At 71.7% G+C, this 20,463-nt stretch carries 21 protein-coding genes; 7 read left to right on the forward strand and 14 right to left on the reverse strand.

The window, feature by feature from the left end; all coding sequences use genetic code 11:
* Positions 1–62: 62 nt before the first annotated feature.
* Positions 63–851 carry an ABC transporter permease gene (locus WFI00_RS11125; protein ID WP_336632354.1) on the reverse strand — a complete coding sequence of 263 codons (789 nt, stop codon included), beginning with the start codon at positions 849–851 and terminating at the stop codon, positions 63–65.
* Entirely contained in the window at positions 848–1,807 is a 960-nt protein-coding gene (locus tag WFI00_RS11130) for an ABC transporter ATP-binding protein (protein WP_336632353.1), read from the reverse strand. The genes WFI00_RS11125 and WFI00_RS11130 overlap by 4 nt, the downstream gene beginning before the upstream one ends.
* A 119-nt stretch (positions 1,808–1,926) precedes the next feature.
* On the opposite strand from WFI00_RS11130, the gene WFI00_RS11135 reads away from it, so the two are divergent.
* Complete coding sequence (locus WFI00_RS11135; RefSeq protein ID WP_336632352.1) at positions 1,927–2,730, forward strand: helix-turn-helix domain-containing protein; 804 nt, start codon at positions 1,927–1,929, stop codon at positions 2,728–2,730.
* Between the two features lie 45 nt (positions 2,731–2,775).
* Here WFI00_RS11135 and WFI00_RS11140 read toward each other — a convergent pair whose 3' ends face one another.
* Complete coding sequence (locus WFI00_RS11140) at positions 2,776–3,435, reverse strand: hypothetical protein (RefSeq protein ID WP_336632351.1); 660 nt, start codon at positions 3,433–3,435, stop codon at positions 2,776–2,778.
* An 82-nt stretch (positions 3,436–3,517) separates the two neighbouring features.
* On the reverse strand, positions 3,518–5,686 hold the full coding sequence (locus WFI00_RS11145; RefSeq protein WP_336632350.1) for a DEAD/DEAH box helicase: 2,169 nt from the start codon (positions 5,684–5,686) through the stop codon (positions 3,518–3,520).
* 267 nt (positions 5,687–5,953) lie between these two features.
* Here WFI00_RS11145 and WFI00_RS11150 point away from each other — a divergent pair, with 267 nt between their 5' ends.
* Positions 5,954–7,021, forward strand: coding sequence for a DUF998 domain-containing protein (locus WFI00_RS11150; RefSeq protein WP_336632349.1), 1,068 nt, complete (start codon positions 5,954–5,956; stop codon positions 7,019–7,021).
* 15 nt (positions 7,022–7,036) lie between these two features.
* Here WFI00_RS11150 and WFI00_RS11155 read toward each other — a convergent pair whose 3' ends face one another.
* The 5 genes from WFI00_RS11155 to WFI00_RS11175 form a co-directional block, all read right to left on the reverse strand.
* Positions 7,037–10,213: an efflux RND transporter permease subunit gene (locus tag WFI00_RS11155; RefSeq protein WP_336632414.1), complete on the reverse strand. Its 3,177-nt coding sequence runs from the start codon at positions 10,211–10,213 to the stop codon at positions 7,037–7,039.
* 171 nt (positions 10,214–10,384) lie between these two features.
* The gene (gene crcB, locus WFI00_RS11160) at positions 10,385–10,762 is read right to left on the reverse strand and encodes a fluoride efflux transporter CrcB (RefSeq protein ID WP_336632348.1); all 378 of its coding nucleotides are present in this window, start codon (positions 10,760–10,762) and stop codon (positions 10,385–10,387) included.
* On the reverse strand, positions 10,759–11,196 hold the full coding sequence (locus tag WFI00_RS11165; protein ID WP_336632347.1) for a fluoride efflux transporter FluC: 438 nt from the start codon (positions 11,194–11,196) through the stop codon (positions 10,759–10,761). Before WFI00_RS11165 ends, crcB begins: the two co-directional genes overlap by 4 nt.
* 20 nt (positions 11,197–11,216) lie before the next feature.
* The gene (locus WFI00_RS11170; protein WP_336632346.1) at positions 11,217–12,179 is read right to left on the reverse strand and encodes a DNA topoisomerase IB; all 963 of its coding nucleotides are present in this window, start codon (positions 12,177–12,179) and stop codon (positions 11,217–11,219) included.
* Position 12,180: 1 nt separating this feature from the next.
* A complete protein-coding gene (locus WFI00_RS11175) occupies positions 12,181–12,450 on the reverse strand; it encodes a DUF7218 family protein (RefSeq protein WP_336632345.1) in 270 nt (89 codons plus the stop codon).
* Positions 12,451–12,588: 138 nt separating this feature from the next.
* Here WFI00_RS11175 and WFI00_RS11180 point away from each other — a divergent pair, with 138 nt between their 5' ends.
* From WFI00_RS11180 to WFI00_RS11190, 3 genes are all read left to right on the forward strand, one after another.
* Positions 12,589–12,750 (forward strand): hypothetical protein, encoded by a 162-nt coding sequence (locus WFI00_RS11180; protein ID WP_292860039.1) that lies wholly within the window; start codon positions 12,589–12,591, stop codon positions 12,748–12,750.
* Between the two features lie 207 nt (positions 12,751–12,957).
* A complete protein-coding gene (locus WFI00_RS11185) occupies positions 12,958–13,827 on the forward strand; it encodes a DUF4097 family beta strand repeat-containing protein (protein ID WP_336632344.1) in 870 nt (289 codons plus the stop codon).
* A gap of 2 nt (positions 13,828–13,829) precedes the next feature.
* On the forward strand, positions 13,830–14,450 hold the full coding sequence (locus tag WFI00_RS11190) for a PadR family transcriptional regulator (RefSeq protein WP_336632343.1): 621 nt from the start codon (positions 13,830–13,832) through the stop codon (positions 14,448–14,450).
* 37 nt (positions 14,451–14,487) lie between these two features.
* Here the strand turns inward: WFI00_RS11190 and WFI00_RS11195 are convergent, their stop codons facing one another.
* Positions 14,488–15,015, reverse strand: coding sequence for a universal stress protein (locus WFI00_RS11195; protein WP_336632342.1), 528 nt, complete (start codon positions 15,013–15,015; stop codon positions 14,488–14,490).
* Between the two features lie 210 nt (positions 15,016–15,225).
* Here WFI00_RS11195 and WFI00_RS11200 point away from each other — a divergent pair, with 210 nt between their 5' ends.
* Positions 15,226–15,408, forward strand: coding sequence for a DUF3073 family protein (locus WFI00_RS11200; protein WP_336632341.1), 183 nt, complete (start codon positions 15,226–15,228; stop codon positions 15,406–15,408).
* 54 nt (positions 15,409–15,462) lie between these two features.
* Here the strand turns inward: WFI00_RS11200 and WFI00_RS11205 are convergent, their stop codons facing one another.
* The 3 genes from WFI00_RS11205 to purM are packed head-to-tail and all read right to left on the reverse strand — an operon-like array spanning position 15,463 to position 19,337.
* Positions 15,463–16,701, reverse strand: coding sequence for an MFS transporter (locus WFI00_RS11205; RefSeq protein ID WP_336632340.1), 1,239 nt, complete (start codon positions 16,699–16,701; stop codon positions 15,463–15,465).
* Positions 16,702–16,741: 40 nt separating this feature from the next.
* Entirely contained in the window at positions 16,742–18,205 is a 1,464-nt protein-coding gene (purF, locus tag WFI00_RS11210) for an amidophosphoribosyltransferase (protein ID WP_336632339.1), read from the reverse strand.
* A 10-nt stretch (positions 18,206–18,215) separates the two neighbouring features.
* Entirely contained in the window at positions 18,216–19,337 is a 1,122-nt protein-coding gene (gene purM, locus WFI00_RS11215; RefSeq protein WP_336632338.1) for a phosphoribosylformylglycinamidine cyclo-ligase, read from the reverse strand.
* Between the two features lie 102 nt (positions 19,338–19,439).
* Between purM and WFI00_RS11220 the strand changes: the two genes are divergently transcribed.
* Positions 19,440–20,042, forward strand: a complete 603-nt coding sequence (locus tag WFI00_RS11220; protein ID WP_336632337.1) for a zinc-binding alcohol dehydrogenase — start codon at positions 19,440–19,442, stop codon at positions 20,040–20,042.
* Between the two features lie 27 nt (positions 20,043–20,069).
* Here WFI00_RS11220 and WFI00_RS11225 read toward each other — a convergent pair whose 3' ends face one another.
* Complete coding sequence (locus tag WFI00_RS11225) at positions 20,070–20,423, reverse strand: potassium transporter Trk (RefSeq protein ID WP_336632336.1); 354 nt, start codon at positions 20,421–20,423, stop codon at positions 20,070–20,072.
* Between the last annotated feature and the right edge of the window lie 40 nt (positions 20,424–20,463).

Here is a 20,463-nt window from a genome sequence, read left to right on the forward strand (position 1 = left end):
CGGCGGCGCCGAGCGGGCGCGGGCCGGCAGCCGCGGCCGCGCCGCCCTCAGCCGGGCCGCCCTCAGCCGCGCCGACGCAGCGCGAACCCCGCTCCGGCGACCGCGAGCGCGCACCACACCGCGACCAGCACCCAGGACCGCCCCGTCACGGTGAAGTCGGCGGGCGCGAGCCCGGCGCGCATGAGCTCCGCCATCGACTGCAGCGGCAGCCAGGCGTGCATCTCCTGCGCCCAGGCGGGCATCCGGTCGGCGGGGAAGCTGATCGGCGTGAAGAGCATGACGAGGAAGACGAACACCTGACTGAGCAGGAGCGCCACGGTCGGCGGGAACAGGCACGCGATCGCGTAGCCGATCGACGCGGCCGTCAGCGAGACCAGCAGCACGACGAGCACGAGCCACCATGCGGGGGCGAGGTCGACCCCGAACCGCACGGCTCCGGCGACGACGCCCACGACGATCCCCGGGAGGGAGACGAGCGACCACACCGCGAGGTCGGCGAAGAGATAGATCTCCCGCGAGATGGGCAGGGTGCGCATCCAGTCGAGGCTTCCCTCGGTGCGCGCCTGCCCCACCCACTGCGGCGTCATCACGAGTCCGACCATGATGAGGGCGACGGTCGGTGCGCCCGTGGCGAGGTACAGCCCCGACCGGCGGTCGGGCTCGCCGATCAGCAGTCCGTAGCCGACGACGGTCGCCGCGGCGAGGAGCATCTGCACGAGCACGAGCAGCGGGAGGGTCTGCACCGACCGCCGCGCCTGCCACTGCATGAGAAGGCCGAGCTGGGTCCACCACGGGATGCCCGGCGGCACCACCGCCGGCTCCGCCGCCCTCGTCGCCGTCACCGCGGTCATACCGCCACCTCCTCGGCACGCGTGACGATCTCGATGTACGCGTCCTCGAGGGAGGCAGGACTGAGCGCATAGCGCTCGACCCGCCCCGCGTCGATCCGCGCGCTCGCCCATCCGACGACCTCGGCGGCGCGCGCCGCGGGGACGGCCAAGGACGCGCGGGCAGGCCCGAGCAGGACGGGTTCGGCACCGTCCGGCCATCCCGGATCGGCGCCCGGCACGAGGTCGACCTCGAGGGTCAGATGCCCGGCACGCGACTGGACCAGCGCGGCGGGAGCGTCGGCGGCGACCACCACGCCGTGGTCGAGGATCGCGAGGTCGTCGACCACCCGCTCGGCCTCGCGGACGTTGTGGGTCACGAGCAGCACCCCTGCCCCGTCGTCCGCCAGGCGGCGGATCTGACCCCAGAGCAGGCGGCGGCGCACCGGGTCGACGTCGTTCGTCGGCTCGTCGAGCACCACGAGCCGACCCGGCACGGCGGCGGTCATCGCGAAGGCGGTGAGCCGGGCGATGCCGCCCGACACCTTCTGGGCCGGCGTGGACGCCCAGTCGCCGAGCTCGAGCGCGTCGAGGAGCTCCTCCGCGCGGGCCCGCGCGACGCGGGCGGCGGCGCCGCGCATCCGCCCGACCAGCTCGATCGCGGTGCGCGGGGTGAGTCCGGTGATCGGCACGTTCGCCTGCGCCTGCACGCTCACGAGCCGGCGCGCGAGCGCCGGGCGGGCGACCGCGTCGATGCCCGCGACGCGGATGTCGCCGCGATCCGGCTTCAGGAGGCCCACGACCTGGTGGACGAGCGTCGACTTGCCCGCGCCGTTGTGGCCGAGCAGGCCGACCACGCGGCCCGCCGGCACGGTGAGGTCGATCCCGGCGTTGGCGCGCACGACGGGCGATCGGCGCCCCGTCCCCCGCCTGAAGCTCTTGTGCAGATCCTCGATCCGCAGCACCTCGTCCATCGACATGCCTCCGTGTCCGCTCGATACCGGGGCATCCACGTCAGATACCCATCGGTATCTGAATTCTAGCGTTCGTACCGTTCGGTACTCAAGTCTGCGTACCAGGCGGCATGTAGCATGGCCAGATGCCGGATCGGGAGGAAGAGGTCGGTCCCGCCGCGCGGGCGCTCGCCGAGGCGGTGACCGCGTTGACCCGCGCCGTGGGCGCCGGTCTCACCGACGCCAGCAAAGAGGTCGGCGAGCAGCTCGCGACCTCGCTGCGCGATGCGTCGCGCGACCTCGCCCAGGCATCCACCCAGGTGCGCCGTTCCGTGGGAGACCGCCGTCAGGGGCGCGACGAGACGCGACGGAGAGCCGGAAACCGTCGGCAGGAGCAGGCCGAGCGCACCCGCGCGGATCTGCTGGCGGCGGCCCGGCGGGTCTTCTCCGAGCGCGGCTACGAGGGCGCGAGCGTGGGCGATGTCGCCGCCGCCGCGGGGTACACGAAGGGCGCGGTCTACGCGAACTTCGCCGGAAAGGAGGACCTGCTCCGCCAGATCGTCCTCGACCTCTCGGACGAGCAGGACGCCTGGTTCACCGCACAGGCCGGCCGGCCCCTCGCCGACGTCTTCGCCGAGGCGTGCGACCCCGAGGTCTCGCTGCCGTCGACCCTGCTCTCGCTCGAGCTCTTCACCTACGCGATCCGCCACCGCGAGGCGCGCGACGACCTCGCTCCCTACCTCTCGGCGAGCTGGTCGCACGCCGCGCGGCTCATCGCCGCGGCCCGGCGCGGGGCCGACGCCGAGCCGACCCCGGAGGAGCGCGACACGGCGCTCGCGGTGTTGTCGGTGCTCACCTTCTCGCAGGTGCTCGACCCCGTCGTCGAGGACGGATCCGCCCTCCGGGCCGCCGCTCGCATCATCGACCGGCTGCTCACGGCGAAGGAGTGATCGCGGCGCAAGGGGTTCCCCCGCCGGGGCTTCCGCACGCCCGGATCACTCCGCCCGGAGGGCCTGGAGTGCCGGGGTGAGGACGGCCGTCGCGACGCCCTGGTCGTACTCGTGGCCGCCCATCACGAGCCAGGCGTCGCCCTCGAACACGTAGACGACCACTCCGTCACCGATCCCCCACGGGGCATGCGTCAGGAAGGCCGGCGAGCCCTCGATCGTGAACGCCTCGTACTCGTCGGGCGCCGCCCTGAGTTCGCCGACGAGCGTGGACGCCGCGTCCGCGTCGATACGGAAGGCGTCGATGCCGATGCCGCTGTCGGAGTTCGGCGCACCCCAGATGCAGTCCTGTCGCGCCGAGGCATCCGCGGCGGTGCGGGAAGCCAGAGGGCCCGGCAGGTTGGGCGCCTCGCTCGCGTCGATCGCCTGCTGGAAGAACTCGAACCCCGACCACCCCGGCTGCGCCTGGACGACCTCGATGGGAACGAGCTCCTGGCATCCCGGGAACCCCTCGGCACTCGTGTCCGGGGAGCTGCTCGGCTCGGGCGACGCGGAACCGGTCGCCCCGGGTGGGACCGAGGCGGTGGGCGTCGACGGATCGGGCGAGTCCGTCGGGGCGACGGGGCCGCCCGCGCCGCATCCGGTCGCCGCGAGACCCGCGGCGAGGAGAACGGTGACGACGACGGGGGTGCGTGCGTGTCCAGTCATGTCCGGAAACGTACGGAACCCGTCCGGACCGCGCGAGGGGCTCGCGGGGTCCGGACGGGTTCTCTACGATGGGCGACCCGGCTCAGCGGTCGACGTCGGCGAGCTGGCGCCCGCTGATCTCCTCGAGCAGGTCGTCGCCGACGCGGACGTCGTCGAACGGGGCGTCGATCTCGGCCCGGTCGAGCATCTCGGTCATCCGGCGGCGCCGCTGGCGTGTGATGAGCGTCACGACCGTGCCGCTGCGGCCCGCGCGGCCCGTGCGGCCCGAGCGGTGCAGGTACGTCTTGTACTCGTCCGGGGCGTCGGCCTGGATCACCAGGTCGATGTCGTCGACGTGGATGCCACGGGCGGCGACATCCGTCGCGACGAGCACGTCGACGCGACCCGAGGTGAGGCGCTCGAGGTTGCGGCTGCGCTTGGCCTGGTTGAGGTCGCCGTGCAGGGCCACGGCCTTGATACCGGCGTCGTCGAACTGCTCGGCGAGCATCTCGGCGTAGGCACGGGTGCGGGCGAAGACGAGGGTCTTGCCGTCCCGGTCGACGAGGCTCGTGAGGATCTCCGCCTTGTCGCGGTGGTCGATCACGAGCACGCGGTGGTCGATCGTCCCGGAGTCCTGGTCCTCGCCGGCGACCTCGTACACGGCCGGCTCGACGAGGAACTCGTCGACGAGGGCCGCGACCTCGCGGTCGAGCGTGGCCGAGAACAGCAGCTTCTGGGCATCCTCGTGCACGAGGCGGAGGATCCGCTGCATCGGCTCGAGGAATCCGAGCTCGCTCATGTGGTCGGCCTCGTCGAGCACGACGATGCCGATCTCGGAGAGGTCGAGCTTGCCCTGCTCCTGCAGGTCCTCGATGCGGCCGGGCGTGCCGATGATGATGTCGACGCCCTTCTTGAGCGCCCCGACCTGGCGCGCCTGGGGCACCCCGCCGTAGATCTGGGTCGTGAAGAGGCCCACGCTGCGGGCGATCGGCTGGATCGTGCGGTCGATCTGCAGGGCGAGCTCGCGCGTCGGCGCGAGGATCAGGGCCCGCGGGCTGCGTCCGAACGCCCGGCGCTTGCCCGCCTGGCTGCGCAGCACCGACTCGACGAGCGGTGCGCCGAAAGCGATGGTCTTGCCCGAGCCGGTGCGGCCGCGCGCGAGGACGTCCTTGCCTGCGAGGATCGGCGCGATCGTGGCGGCCTGGATCGGGAACGGCGTCTCGGCGCCGAGATCGGCGAGGGTGCGGACGATGTTGTCGCCGAGCCCGAGGCTCGCGAACGTCGCATCGGCGACCTCCTCGGCCTGGACGGCCTGCGCCTGGAGCTTCTCGTGCACGACGTCGGCGTGGTCCTCGAAGGCCTTCCGCTTCGCGGCGTCCTTCGCGTCGGCGTGCCAGTCCGACCGGTTGCCGGAGAACCCCGGCCGGTCGTCCCGGGCCGGGCGGTCATAACTCCGGAGATTCCGACCGTCTCGGCCCATGTCGGGCGTGCCGCGCCGATCCCGGGCCGAATCTCCGGAGTTGCGCACGGTCCGGTCGTCGAACGAGCGAGCCGGGCGGTCGTCCCGACGCGGCCGGTCGTCGAACGAGCGGGCCGGGCGGTCGTCCCGACGCGGGCGGTCGTCGAACGAGCGGGCCGGGCGGTCATAACTCCGGGGATTCTGACCATCTCGGCGCGCATCCGGCGAACGACGCCCATCACGGGCCGAATCTCCGGAGTTGTGCCCAGAGCGGTCGTCGAACGAGCGGGCCGGGCGGTCGTCCCGGCGGGGACGGTCATCCCGGGCCGGGCGATCGTCCCGACGGGGCCGGTCGTCTCGGGCCGGGCGGTCATAACTCCGGGGATTCTGACCATCACGGCGCGCATCGGGTGTACGCCGCCCATCACGGGCCGAATCTCCGGAGTTGTGCCCAGAGCGGTCGTCGTACGAGCGGGCCGGGCGGTCATCCCGACGGGGCCGGTCGTCCCGAGCAGGGCGACCCCGGTCGTCGAACGAGCGGGAGGGGCGGTCGTCGCCGTGGGCGCGAGCGCGGATGCCGCGGGCCTCGTCCCGGCCGGCGCGCTCGGACGCTCCCCAGCGCTGCTTCTTGGCGGGGGCTTCCGCATCGGCGTCGGGGCGGTAGCCGCGGTGACTCGGGCTCTTGCTGCCGGGCTTTCCCGCCGAGGACTGGCCGGGGCGGCGCTTGGCGTCCTGGTACGAGGTCTTCTTCGCGCCGTAGCGCGGCTCGAAGCTCTGCGCGCGGCCGCCGGCCGGCTTCTTGTTCTTGGGCATGATGTCCTTCTGGGTTTTCTCGCGCGAGAACAGCCTCCCGAGGCACGAGCCGGCGCACGCCGACACGCGGCCGCATCCGCGACCGGGAGTCACCCGGACATCCGTCGACCGGGGCCATTCCTGATGGTTCATGCGCGCCGATCGGCGCTCACCATCGGCCCCTTGGACTCACAAACCCACCCGCGCACGTGCGCGGTGTCCAGAGCCGACGTCCCCACTGTACCGGTCGAGTCTGGGAGGGCGCCGGGCCGGCCCTACACTGACGCCATGACCGTGTTGGACGCCCCCGCCGCCGACCGCACGCCGACGCTGCGCGCCGAGGCGGAGTCGCTGATCGCCGCGGCCGTCGCCGGGGTGGCCGGCGGAGCGATCGGCCTCCTGCTGAGCGTCGTCGGCGTGGCCTCGCACCTCTGGGGAGACTGGAGCTTCGCGGCGTGGGCCGCGCTGTCCGCCGCCGCCTCCGCCGGAGCGAGCTCGGCCGTCGGCTACTGGCGCGCGCGGATCCTCGACGGCGGCGGCTGGCGGCGCGGCATCGCGGGCTGGCGCTATCTCGTCTCGACGGTCTCCGTCGTGATCGCGCACGGCTCGCTCGCCGCGATCGCGACGGTCGCGGCGGTCGCCGTCCTGGCGCGCTCGTTCATCGACGTCGAGCTCAACGCCTTCTGGTCCACGGTCCTGCTCGGCGTCGCGGCCGGCCTCGCCGGCTGGCTGAGCTACCTCTCCGCCTCGCGGATGACCACCCAGCGCCTGACGACACTGCTGGTCACCTTCATCGCCATCGGGACGATCGCCGCGATGCTCACGACCTCCGACCCGCACTGGTGGGAGTACCACTTCAGCCAGCTGGGCACCTTCGGCGACCTGTCGAGCTTCCTCTTCAACGGCACGCTGATAGCCGGGGGCCTCCTCGTGACGACGTTCACGCTCTACGTCGACAACGACCTGCGCGCACTCGGCGAGTCACCCCGCGGCATCCGGGTGGTGACCGTCGCGCTCGGCGTCATGGGCGTGATGCTGGCCCTCGTCGGGGTCTTCCCGGTCAACGTCAACATGCTGCTGCACAACCTGTCGGCGTCGGGGATGGCGCTGATGTTCCTGCTGCTGCTCGTGGGCGGCCCGTGGATCGTGCGACGGATGCCGCGGGCCTACTTCCTGGCATCGTGGGCGTTCCTCGCGGCGCTCGTCGTCTCGACCGTCCTGTTCGCGGTCGGATACTTCGGGCTGACGGCGTTCGAGATCGTCGTCTTCGCGCTCATCTTCGGATGGCTGTCGGTGTTCATCCGCTTCATGCGCGTCGCCGACCAGCCCGAGCCGCGGATCCCCGGACTCGGCTGATCGGCGTCCGCCCGCTCAGCTGGTGCGACGCGCGCGGCGCGGGTGCAGCGCCGCCACGTCGGCGTCCGCCGCATCGCCGTCGTGTCCCGCGCCCGCCGCGGCGCGACGCGCGGCCCGCCGCTCGCGCGCACCCTCGACGAGGTTGTAGAGCGTGGGCAGCACGAGCAGCGTCAGCACCGTCGAGGAGACGAGGCCGCCGATCACGACGACCGCCAGCGGCTGGGAGATGAAGCCGCCGTGGCCCGTGATCCCGAGGGCCATGGGCGTCAGCGCGAAGATCGTCGCGAGGGCCGTCATGAGGATGGGCCGGAGCCGACGCGAGCCGCCGGCGACGGTGGCGTCGTGCGCGCTCAGCCCCTTCTCGCGGTACTGGTTCACGAGGTCGACGAGGACGATCGCGTTCGTCACGACGATGCCGATCAGCATCAGGACGCCGATGAGGGATGCCACGCCCAGCGGCACGCCCGTCGCGATCTGCAGCAGGATGGCGCCGGTCGCGGCGAACGGCACCGAGACCAGCAGCAACAGCGGCTGACGCAGCGACTTGAAGGTCGCGACCATCACGATGTAGACGATCAGGATCGCCGCGAGCATCGCGAGGCCGAGCTGGCCGAAGGCATCCTGCTGCTGGGTCACGACTCCGCCGACCTTCGCGTCGGCGCCCGTGGGCAGCTCCACGCCCGACAGAACGGTGCGGACGCTCGCCGACGCCGTGTTCAGGTCGTCGGTGGACGGCGTGACGGTGACCGTCGCGGTGCGCTGCCCGCGCTGGGTGGTGATGGATGTCGGGCCCTGGCTCTGCTCGACCGTCGCGACCTGATCGAGGCGCACGAGTCCGCTCGCCGAGGCGATCTGCAGGGCCTTCAGCTCATCCACCGTCTGGGGCACCGACGAGGCCTGCAGGTAGACCGTCAGCGACGTGCCGTCGATCTCCACCGACCCGATCTGACGCGGCTGCATGGTGTTCGACACGAGCCCGCCGACCGCGACCTCCGACAGGCCGAGCTCCGCGGCCTTGGCGCGGTCCACCGTGACGGCCACGTACGGCAGCGACGCCGAGAGGTTCGACGTGATCTGGCCGATCCCGTCCTTGCCCTGCAGCCCGGCGACGACGGCGTCGGTGGCCGTCTGCAGGGCGTCCGCCGACGGCGCGGTCACATCGACCTCGACGTCGCTGGAGCCGAAGCCGCCCTGGCCGGATGCGATCGTCACCGTGCCGACGTCGGTGAGGTCGGCGAGCGCCTTCTCGACGTCGTCGCGGATCGTCACCTGGTTCGCCGAGGTGTCCGTCGTGATGGAGTAGGTGATGCCCGTGCTCCCGCCGCGGAAGGCGTCGCGCACGGCGGATCCGCTCGAGCCGATCGAGGTCTGGACCGTGCTCACGCCGGAGACGCCGAGGAGGGCGGCCTCGACCTTCTTGGCGGCGGCGTCCTCGGCGTCGAGGCTGGGGGCCTGCCCGACCTGCTGCGTGACGGTGAAGGTGTTCTGCCCGCTGTCGCCGAGGAAGTTGGTCTTCATGAACGGCGCGGCCGCGGCGGTGCCGCCCAGCACCAGCACCGCGAGCAGCAGGGTGACCCAGGAGTGCTTCAGCGTCCAGCCCAGGATGGGGAGGTAGGCGCGCTGCAGTCGCGACGGCGGCGCCGCGGGATCCTCCGGGTCGACGGGGTTCCCGTCGGCATCCGTCACCGGCTTGCCCGGACGCAGGAACCAGTACGCGAGAACGGGCACGATCGTCAGCGCCACGAGCAGCGAGGCGGCCATCGCGATGGTGACGGTCATCGCGAAGGGGCGGAAGAGCTCGCCGGTCACGTCGCCGACGAAGGCGATGGGGAGGAAGACCGCGACGGTCGTGATCGTGGACGCGGTGATCGCCGCGGCGACCTCGCGCACGGCCAGCAGGATCGAGGGGAGCTTCTCGGCACCCGCGACGTAGTGCCGCTTGATGTTCTCGATGACGACGATCGAGTCGTCGACGACGCGTCCGATGGCGATCGTGAGGGCGCCGAGGGTGAGGATGTTCAGCGAGTAGCCGAACGCCTGGATGCCGACGAAGGTGATCAGCACGCTCGTCGGGATCGAGATCGCGGTGACGAGCGTCGAGCGCACGGAGAGCAGGAAGACGAGGATGACGAGGACGGCGAAGACGAGTCCGAGCAGACCCTCCTGGGCGAGCGACTCGATCGACTGCTCGATGTAGGGCGCCTGGTCGAAGACGACCGTGAAGGTCGCGTCGCCTCCGATGTCGCTCTGCAGCGTCGGCAGCAGGGCGGTGACGGCGCGGCTGACGTCCACCGTGTTCGCCGCGGGGAGCTTCGTGATCGAGATCGTGAGGGCGGGCTCGCCGTTGACGCGCGAGATGGAGGTCGCCGGGTCCTGCGCCAGCGCCACGGTCGCGACGTCCCCGACGGTCGGCGCGCCGCGGGTGAGCGCGCCCTCGAACTGCGCAGCCGAGGTGGGCACGAGCGGGAGTGCGGCGATCTGATCGACCGAGGTCAGCTTGCTCCCTGTCTGGACGGTGAGCGTCTGGTCGCCTTCGGTGACCGTGCCACCGGGGAACAGCACGCCGTTCTGGGAGAGGACGTCGGTCAGCGCCGCCTGCGTGAATCCGGCCGCGGCGAGCTTCGCCTGGTCGGGCGTGATCGTCACCCGCTGGCCCTGGCCGCCGACGATGGATGCCGCGCTGACGCCCTTCACGTCCTCGAGGTCGGGGATGGTGCTCGCCTCGAGCTTCGACTGGATCGTCTTCTCGTCGCTGTATCCGGTCACGGCCAGCGAGATGACGGGCAGGTCGTCGATCGAGAAGGAGACGACGTTGGGCTCGACGCCGGTCGGCAGGTTCGACTTGATGCGGTTGATGGCCTGCAGGATCTTCTGCTCGGCGGTGGCGAGGTCGGTGCCGTACGTGAAGGATGCCTGGATGATCGACGCGTTCGTCGTGCTCGTCGCCGTCGTGGTCTCAAGTCCCGGGATGCCCTGGATCGCGGTCTCGATGGGCGTCGACACGTCGTTGTTGACGACGTCGGGCGAGGCCCCCGGGTAGGTGGAGAGGATCGACAGCTGCGGGAACTCGACCGAGGGGATGAGCTCCTGCTTGAGGCTGGTGAGGGCGAGGCCGCCGAAGATCGCCGCGACGATCGTCACGAGGGCGATCAGTGCCCGGTTCTTCAAGCTCAGGACGGCGAGATTCGACACGGGTGACCTCTCCCACGGCACGGCGATCGATACAGGCATGTATCGATTTCATTCTCACACGCCGCGACCCCTCCCCCTCCCCCTCCTCCTCCCCAGCTGAGTGTCCACGACGCGCGGCGGGCGGGGGGCTCCGCGCCGCGCGTCGTGGACACTCGGCGGGCTAGAGAAGGGTCAGCGGGGGAACAGGCCGCCGATCAGGAGGCCGAGCGAGGCGGCGACGATGCACACCAGGGCCGTGCCGAGGAGGTTCAGCCAGGCCCAGTCGCGGCGACCGCGGCGGGCGAGGAGCACCGTCTCGACCGACACCGTGCTGAACGTCGTGAAGCCGCCCAGCACCCCGACGCCGCCGATCGCGGCCCAGGCCGGGGCGATGGCCGGCCCCAGTCCGGTGAGCAGGCCCAGTAGGAAGGACCCCGACACGTTCACGAGCAGGATGCCCACCGGGAACGTGCCCGTGCGCCCCCGCATGACGCGCCCGTCGAGGAGGTAGCGGGCTCCCGCGCCGAGGCCTCCGCCCACGACGAGGGCGATCCACTCGACGGCGTTCACTCCGCGTCCTCCGGCGACAGGGGCCCCGCCTCGCCCGCGCCTCCCACGAACCGGACGCCGAGCCCGAGCCCGGCCGCGGCGGCCAGCACGCCGCCGAGCAGCGAGAGGGCGATCAGGGCGAGCCCGACGAACGGCGCGTCGGTGGACACCGTGACGGCGTGCACAGCGAAGGCGCTGTAGGTCGTGAAGCCGCCCATCACTCCCGTCCCGAGGAAGACGCGCATGCGCGGATGCCGCTCGTCCGCCCATCCGACGATCACGCCGAGCAGGAACGAGCCGAGCACGTTGATCCCGAGCGTCGCGGCGGGCACTACGATCGGATGCGAGGCGACCCCCGCCGGCACGACGATGACGGCCCGCGCGGCGACGCCGATCATGCCGCCCGTGACGGCGAGCACGAGCGCGAGCGGGGAGAACCACCGGGCGCGCACCATGCAGGAAGGTTATTGCCGGATCAGTTCAGGATCAGCGCACGGATCGCCGATTCCGGCGAAACCGAGGTGTCCAGGAGCACGCCTCGGCGATAGCGCGCGAACACGCGGGGATCGATGTACGAGCTCCGCGCGACACTCGGGGTGTTGCCGAGCGCCGCGGCGGCGGCCTTCACGGCGAGCACCTCGGCCTGCTTGCGGTCGCGCCCCGTCGCCGCCGGGCCGATCCGCGCGAGCGCGTCTGCGGCGAGGATCGTCCCGCGCAGCGTCCGGAAGTCCTTCGCGGTGAACGCGCCGCCGGTCATGGTGCGGACGTAGGCGTTGACGTCCTTCGGCGTGAGCGCCACCCGTCGTCGGCGCCGCTCGTACGCCAGCAGGGGCGAGGCGGGACGCCCCGCGACCAGCAGGGCGACGGCGACCGCGAGCTCCCCGTCGTCGACGTCGAGGCTCTGCCACTTCCCGCTCTTCCCCCGAAAGCGCAGACTCGTGACGGATGCCGCGACTGCGGCATCCCGCCGCCGGAGCGTCGTCAGCCCCCGGCTGCCGTGGGAGACCAGGTAGCGTTCGCTGCCGACGCGTGGCGCGGCGAGATCCAGCAGCCGGAACGCCGCGGCGAGCACGCGCTCCCGGCCGAGGTCGTCCCGCCGCAGCGACGTCGTCACACGGGCTCGGGCGCGCGGCAGTGCCTCGGCGAGCTGCAGGGCGCGGGCGTACTTGCCCTTGTCGCGGCCCGCCGACCAGTCCGGGTGGTAGAGGTACTGCATCCGTCCGGCGTCGTCGATCCCCGTGACCTGGATGTGCCCGCGCGGCTCGGCGCTGATCCAGACGTCGGTCCATGCGGGTGGGATGACCAGGGCCACGACCCGTTCTCGCTCCTCGGCGGGCAGGGCGGCGCCGTCCGCGTCGACGTAGCGGAAGCCTCCGCCCGAGCGGACGCGCCGGTACCCGAGGTCCGCGCCCGGGCGCACCCGGATCAGTCGCGGCACCTCAGGAGTTCCGCAGCGCGTCGATCAGCTGCGCCTTGCGCAGACCCGAGTAGCCGGAGAGTCCGAGCTCCTTCGCCCGGCGGCGCAGCTCGGGCACGGTCCAGTCCTCGTAGGACCCCGACTCACCGCCGCGATGGCCCACCGCCTTCGCGCCGTCGCGCGCGACGGCGTTGGAGATGCGGGCGGCCTTCTGCTTCGACGCGCCGTCGTCCCTGAGCTCCTCGTAGAGCTTCGGGTTCTTGAGCGATCGGGGGGTGCTGTTCTGCGGCATACCTCGGCCCTATCGCAGGACGAGGGGCGCTGACAAGGGGGTCACCGTGCGGTGCGGCCGGGGAGTACCGTCGGGGGGTCACGGCGCAGTGGTGTCATGGAGACCCCATGGCCTCGCCGAACGAAAAGGAGCACATCCATGAACATCGCCCTCCTCATCATCATCATCGTGGCGATCGTGTTGGCCATCGTCGGCGGCATGAACGCGGCCCTGAACTGGCTGCTCTGGGTCGCATTGATCGTCGGCGTGATCGCGCTGATCGCGTTCCTTCTGCGGGTCGTCCGCGGCGGCAGGGCGTAGCACCCCGAGAGCGCGCGCGGCTCTGCTCCGCCGCCGCACCCGGCCGATCGCCGTATCCACGACGCCCCCTCCCTATGCGGGAGGGGGCGTCGTGGCGTGTCCGGCCCGTCGGCGTCGGGAAGACGTGCGTGCACATCGAGATATATCGTGTTATTGTACGGATAACGCGATATATCTTGATTCGCGATTCCCGTCAGGAGACAACCCATGACTCTCGAGAAGTGGCTCATCAAGCCGGGTGAGACCCGGGTGATCGACCTCGAAGACATCCGCAGGCTCAAGGTCGGCCTGGTCGGCGGCCAGATCGACGTCGTCGCCCACGACGAGCCGGGCGTGCGCATCGAGGTGCACGCCGTGACCATCAAGGACCTGCGCATCGAGGCATCCGGCGACAGCGTCGAGATCGATCATCCGCAGCTGCGCTGGGACAACTTCCTCGAGGTGTTCCGCAACTTCGGATCCGGCGGCCCCAAGGCCGAGATCAGCGTCGCGGTGCCGCGGGGCGTCGCACTCAGCCTGGGCGTCGTGAACGCCAGCGCGCTCGTCTCCGGCCTCGCCTCCGGCGCGCGCCTGAGCACCGTCTCGGGCGACGTGATCGTCGACGGGCTCGTCGGCGACCTCTCGGTCAACGCCGTGTCCGGCGACGTGCAGATCCGCGGGCTCGACGGCACCCTCAACGCCAACTCGGTCTCGGGCGACGTCGCCGCCACCGGCGCGATCCGCAAGGCGACCATCGACACGGTCGGCGGGGCCATGCTCGTCGACTCGACGGGCCGCGTCGACACCGTCAGCCTCAACACCGTCTCGGGCGAGGCCACCATCCGCCTGGACGACGGCCACCCGGCCAACTTCGTGCTGCGCAGCGTCAGCGGCAGGATCGTCGTCGACGGCGTCAACCGCTCCGGCACGGGTCCGACCAGCTGGACCGACTCGATCGGCGAGCTCAGCGGCAGCTTCGTGGATGTGCGGGCCAACTCCGTGTCGGGGGCCATCACGGTCCTGCGCCGCGCGACCGCGGTCGACGACGCGGCATCCACCCCCATCCCCGCGCCCGCGGACGACCCCGAGGAGGCGTGAGGATGCCTCCCGTCTTCTCCCACGGCGATCTGCGGCTCTACCTGCTGAACCTCCTCGACGAGTCGCCGCGGCACGGATACGACCTGATGCAGGCGCTGTCCGATCGCACGGGCGGCACCTACACGCCGAGCGCCGGGACGATCTACCCCCGCCTGGCGAAGCTCGAGGAGGAGGGGCTGGTCACCAAGACCGTCGACGGGCGCAAGACCGTCTACGCGATCACGGACACCGGTCGCGCCGAGGTGCTGGCGCGCGCGGGCGAGCTCGAAGGGATCGAGGCGGGCCTCGCCGACAGCGTCCGCCTCATCGCGGACGAGGTCCGCGGAAGCGTGCGCGAGGCGATGAAGAGCCTGCGGGCCGACCTCGCCGCGGCGGCGCGGAGTGACCAGGCCACCGCCGAGAACCACGCCTCCCGCACGAGCGCGGCGGGCGACGCCGCGCGCACCGACTCCCGGGAGCAGCTGCACCGCGCCGAGGCCGTCGTCGGCGAGTTCCGGGCGAACGTGCGCGCGGACCTGCGCACCCACCTGGCACGCGGCGGGATGCTGGCCTCCTCGGTGGTCGACGACCTGTCGCGCGCGCTCGACGACGCGCTCCACGAGCTCACGCGCTCGATCCGGTGACTCGGGTCCGGGTCGCGGCGTCCGCCGCGGCCCGGACTCAGGTGTCCGGCCAGAGGACCTCGTCGTCGCCCGCGGGCTCCTCCAGCGGCACCACCAGGATGGGGCGCGACTGGCGGTGCGCGAGACGCGCGGCCACCGACCCGGTGAAGAACTCCCGGACCGACTCCCCGAAGCCCCTCCGGCGGGTGCCGACGACGATCAGACGCGCCTGCGCACTCTCGGCCAGGTGCTTGAGGGCGAGAGCCGGGTCGCCCACCAGCTGACGCACCGTCCACTCGAGGCCGTCGGCGGCGGGACCGTCGAGCACCGCGGCCGCCGCGTCCCGGACGATCGCCAGCTGGGCCTCGCCGACCGAGATGTCGAGGTCGATCGGGGCGGAGTGCACGTAGCCGTCGGGGTCCTCGTACGTGACGAACCGCGTGACGTCGACGTGTGCGACGATGAGGGGCGCTCGGAAGAGTGCGGCGTACCGGGCCGCCTCGCGGATGACGCGCGGCGGCTGGTCGGGGATCACCCCCACGATCACGGCGTGCTGCGGGACTGGCTCCGTCTGCTCCTCGACCACGACACCCTCCGGTTCGTCGGCGCGGCCTCGGCCGTGACGGATCGGGTCGGAAACGCCCGGGTCGGTCCCTTTCCGCGAGGGTCGTGAGGCCACCGTGTTATCCTGAATGCTACTCTTCCCGGCCCAGGGCCGGCTCGAAACGCATCGTGAATGCATCGGGTGGGTGCGAGCAGCCGCACCGCCCGTGACTCAGAAATGAGGGGGTCTCGCATGGGGCGTGGCCGTCAGAAGGCGAAGCACACCAAGATCGCTCGTGAGCTCAAGTACGACACGTACACCGTGAACTACTCGGCGCTCGAGAAGGAGCTCGGTCACCACGACGAGGATCCGTACGTCGACAAGTGGGCGGACCAGTACGAGGACGAGGACGAGGAAAAGCTCGAGACGGCCTGACCGTCCCTCTGTCCGACGTGAAGCGGATGCCGCGGCATCCGCTTCACACGTGTCTCACCAGGTGCCGTGGCGCCTCTCCCACTCGTCTTCGACGGTGCGTGTCCGGGTGACCACGATTCCCGCGGGAACGGCGAACAGGACGAGGACTCCGAGGACGATCAGCGGCGCCTGCCACCCGCCCGTCGCCTCATGGAGCACCGCGAACGCCACCGGCATGGTGGCCGAGATCGCGTATCCCACGCTCTGACTGAAGCTTGACAGCGCGACGGCTCCCTCGTGCGTGCGCGAGCGCAGCTGGATGAGCACGAGGACCGCCGGGAACAGTCCCTGCGGCACGCCGAGCAGGACGACCCACAGCACGATCGCCGAGGTCGGGGCGAGGATCATCCCCGCGATGCCCAGCAGCCCCGCCACGACCGCGACGACGTACAGGACGCCGATCCGGCGCCAGCGCGTGACGGCCAGCGGCACGAGGATCGACCACGGCAGGCCCATGGCCCCGAACAGCGAGAGCAGGGCGCCCGCCGCCGCGTGGTCCACGCCCGCGATGTCGACGAGGACGACCGGAAGCCAGGCGAAGCAGGCGTACACGCTCGCCGAGGACACCGCGAAGGTCACGGCGAGCGCCCACGCGAGCGGGATCCGCGGAAGGCGCCCCAGCACCCGCGGGGCGGGCTCGTCGACCTCGTCGTCCTGCGGCGCGGCATCCGCACGGCGCATCGCGACGAACTGCACCAGCCACGGCACGATGGCGGCGAACGAGATCGCCGCCCAGACGCCGAGGGAGAACCGCCACCCGGCGACGTCGGCGACGGGCACGGCGACGAGCGGCGGCAGGAATGCGGCGCACGCCAGCAGTCCCGAGTAGAGCGCGGTCATCGCCCCGCTCCGATCGGGGAAGTACGCCTTGATGAGGGGCGGGAGCACGACGTTGCCGACCCCGATCGCCGCGAACAGGACGGTCGTCCCGAGCAGCAGCGCGATCGCGTCGCCGGCGAGGGCTCGGGCGATCATGGCGGCGGTCGCCACGACCATGGCCGTCACGGCGAGCCGTTCGAGGCCGAAGCGGCGCTCGAGCGCCGGCGTCACGATGCCGAACAGCGCGAAGCAGACCGGCGGCGCGGCTCCGATGAGCCCGAGGACCCACGTCGGGACGGCGATGTCCGCCTGGACCTCGGCCAGGATCGGCGACAGCGACGCCACCGACGAGCGGAGCGAGAACGCGACGAGGACGATGCCGAGCAGAGCGAGAGTGCGCCCCCGCCACAGCGGCCGGGTCGGAGGGAGCGTCACCCGATCCAGCCTAGGCCCGCCCCGGGCGGACGGGGATCGGTCAGCTCTCCTGCGAGCCCTCGACCCAGGCGAGGTACTCCTCGCTGACCGTGCCGGTGATGTAGCGCCCGTCGAAGCAGCTCATGTCGAGGTCCTCGACGTCGGGCGCTCCCTCGAGGATCGCGGCCTTCAGGTCGTCGATCTCCTGGTAGACCATGTAGTCCGCCCCGAGCTCGGCGGCGATCTCGGGAATCGTCCGGCCGTGGGCGACGAGCTCGTGCCGCGAGGGCATGTTGATGCCGTACACGTGCGGATAGCGCACGGGCGGCGCGGCGGAGGCGAAGGTGACGCTCTTCGCGCCCGCGTCGCGGGCCATCTGGATGATCTCCTTGGAGGTCGTGCCGCGGACGATCGAGTCGTCGATGAGCAGGACGTTCTTGCCCTTGAACTCGCTGGACATCGCGTTCAGCTTCTGGCGCACGCTCTTCTTGCGCACGGCCTGGCCGGGCATGATGAACGTCCGGCCGACGTAGCGGTTCTTGTAGAAGCCCTCGCGGTACTCGATGCCGAGCTTGCGGGCCACCTGCATCGCCGCGGGGCGCGAGGAGTCCGGGATCGGCATGACCACGTCGATCGCCCCGGCGGGCGTGTACTTGGCGATCGTGTCGGCGAGGCGTTCGCCCATGCGCAGCCGGGCCTCGTAGACCGAGATGCCGTTCATGACCGAGTCGGGCCGTGCGAGGTAGACGTACTCGAACGAGCACGGGACCAGCTTCGGATCCGCGGCGCACTGCCGCGTGTGCAGGTTCCCGTCGAGGTCGATGAACACGGCCTCGCCGGGCTCGACGTCGCGGACGACCTCGAAGCCGCCGTTCTCGAGGACGAGCGACTCCGAGGCGACCGTCCACTCGTAGTGGCCGTCGTCGTGGCGGCGCGTGCCCAGGATCAGCGGGCGGATGCCGAACGGGTCGCGGAAGGCGAGCAGGCCGTAGCCTGCGATGAGCGCGATCGCGGCGTAGGAGCCCTCCACGCGCTCGTGCACGCGGGAGACCGCCTGGAAGACCTGCGCGGGGTCGAGCTCGAGGCCGGAGATGGATGCCTGCAGCTCGTTCGCCAGGACGTTGACCAGCAGCTCGGTGTCCGAGCTCGTGTTCAGGTGGCGCCGGTCGGTGCGGAAGAGCTCCTGGGTGAGCTCGCGCGTGTTGGTGAGGTTGCCGTTGTGCACGAGGACGATGCCGTACGGCGCGTTGACGTAGAAGGGCTGGGCCTCTTCTTCGCTCGAGGCGGTGCCCTTGGTGGCGTAGCGCACGTGGCCGAGCCCGATGTTGCCCAGGAGGGCGCGCATGTCGCGCGTGCGGAACGCCTCGCGCACCTGCCCCTTGGCCTTGAACAGGTGGAAGACGCCGCTGCGCTCCGCGGTGGCGATGCCCGTGGAGTCCTGTCCTCGGTGCTGCAGCAGCAGGAGCGAGTCGTAGATCTCCTGATTGACCGGGCCGCGCCCGACGACGCCGACGATTCCGCACATGTGGGGTAGCTCAGTCCGTTTCTGCGTACGAGCCGACGAGACGCACGGCGCCCCCGTCGACGCCCTTCGCGCCCTGCTCGAAGTGTCCGTGGCCGTCCTCGGGCGGCGTGCCCGTGCGGACGACGCCGACCTGCCAGGTCGCGATGCCCTCGGCGCGCAGCACGTCCGCGGCCGCATCCGCCCGATCCGCCGCGACGACCGCGAGGAATCCGATCCCGAGGTTCCATGTGCCCTCGGTGTCCTCCAGGCGCAGGGCGCCGAGGTCGGCCAGCACGCGGAACACCGGCGCGGGCGACCAGGTGGACCGGTCGACCTCGGTCCAGGTGCCCTGCGGCAGGACGCGCGCGAGGTTCGCGGCGATGCCGCCGCCGGTGACGTGGCTGAGGGAGTGGACGGCGCCGGGCACCCGATCGAGCAGGCGCAGCAACGGCAGGGTGTACAGCCGCGTGGGCTCGAGGAGCTCCTCGCCCCACGTGCGGCCGAAGTCCGGCGCATCCGCACCATACGCGACGCCGTTCCGGCTCACGATGTGGCGGATGAGCGAGTAGCCGTTGGAGTGCGGGCCGCTGGAGGCCAGGGCGAGCACGACGTCGCCGTCCTGCACGCGCTCGGCACCGAGGACCTCGTCCGCCTCGACGACACCCGTCGCGGCGCCCGCCACGTCGTAGTCGTCCGGGCCCAGCAGTCCGGGGTGCTCGGCCGTCTCGCCGCCGACGAGGGCCGTCCCGGTCAGCTCGCAGCCGAGGGCGATGCCGCGTACGATGCCCGCGATCCGGTCGGGCACGACCTTGCCGCACGCGATGTAGTCGGTCATGAAGAGGGGGCGCGCACCGACGACGACGATGTCGTCGACCACCATGCCGACCAGGTCCTGACCGATGGTGTCGTGGATGTCGAGGGCCTGCGCGATGGCGACCTTCGTGCCCACGCCGTCGGTGCTCGTGGCGAGCAGCGGTTTCGCGTACGTGCGCAGCGCCGAGGCGTCGAACAGTCCGGCGAACCCGCCCACACCGCCGAGGACCTCGGGGCCGTGGGTGCGGCGAACGGCCGACTTCATCAACTCGACGGCGAGATCGCCCGCCGCGGTGTCGACGCCGGCTTCGGAATAGGGGTTCTGTGGGGGCTGGGCCACACCCCCACACTACCGGCCCGCCACCCCTGCGCAGGTCCCGCCGGCCGCGGGACGCCCGGCGGATCCGATCTCGCGCCGGCGCCGGGTCCCTAGGATGGCGGCATGGCAGCGGCGGGAGCACCGGAGTGGGTCGTGCGTGAGGACGCCGGCGTGCCCGTCCTGGTCGCGCTCTACGTGCGCCAGGCCCTCGGCGTGCGCTTCCCGGAGGAGCTGCCGGAGCTCCGGGGCGCGCCGGTGGACCGTCCGGACGAGTTCACCGACACGACGAGTCTCGACCGCCAGTGGCGCTCGTACTGGGAGATGACGGTGGAACCCCAGGCGCATCCGTCACCGGTCCCCCTCGAGCTCGTCGAGGAGTTCGACACACTCGTGGCGCTCCCGACGGAGGGCTTCGCCGAGCTGGCGGAGGCCATCGCCCCCCTCGGCGCCGAGGCCGTCGACTACGCCCGCGCGGCGCACGCGCGCTATCGCGCCGGGATCGGCACCGGAGCCTCCTACCGCGCGTACGCGAGTGCCATCGCCCAGCACGAGCGGCAGGCCGGGCGGCGCGCGCACTCGTTCGAGCTCAACGTCCAGGTGCTCCCGCTCACCCAGCGCGGGGTGTGGTGGATCGGCGCCCTCACCATCGCCGTCACCGACTCGCTGCGCAGCGACGTCGTGGCCTTCGACGCGGCGATCGGCCCCGTCATCGCCGACATCGCCTGAGCGCGACGGCCGGGCGCTACGCGGGGATCACGCGGGGAGGGTCGTGTCGGGCTCGTCGTCGGGCCGGTGGACCTGAACCCGTTCGTGGTCGATCCGCACCTCTCGCGCGCGGCGGGACATCCGCCGGTCGATGACCAGCGCGACGGCACCGAGCAGCGCCATGCCGACGGGGATGCAGACGAGGCACAGGAACCCGAAGACCTGGGACACGGAGTACTGCGCCTGCGTCGTGGGGCTCGCCTGCTCCGACCCGTGGAAGCCGAACGTCAGGGCGAGGGCCGTGAGCGCCCCCAGGATCGCGCCGACGAGGAAGAACATCGTGTAGCGCGGACTGCGGCGCACGTGCGCGGTCTCGATGCGGTGCTGCGCCGACTCGGTCATCCCCCCATTGTCCCACCTCGCGCGCGAGGGCGTCGGCGGG

The sequence above is a fragment of the Microbacterium sp. MMO-56 genome (genome assembly GCF_037146215.1).
Taxonomy (GTDB): Bacteria; Actinomycetota; Actinomycetes; order Actinomycetales; family Microbacteriaceae; genus Microbacterium.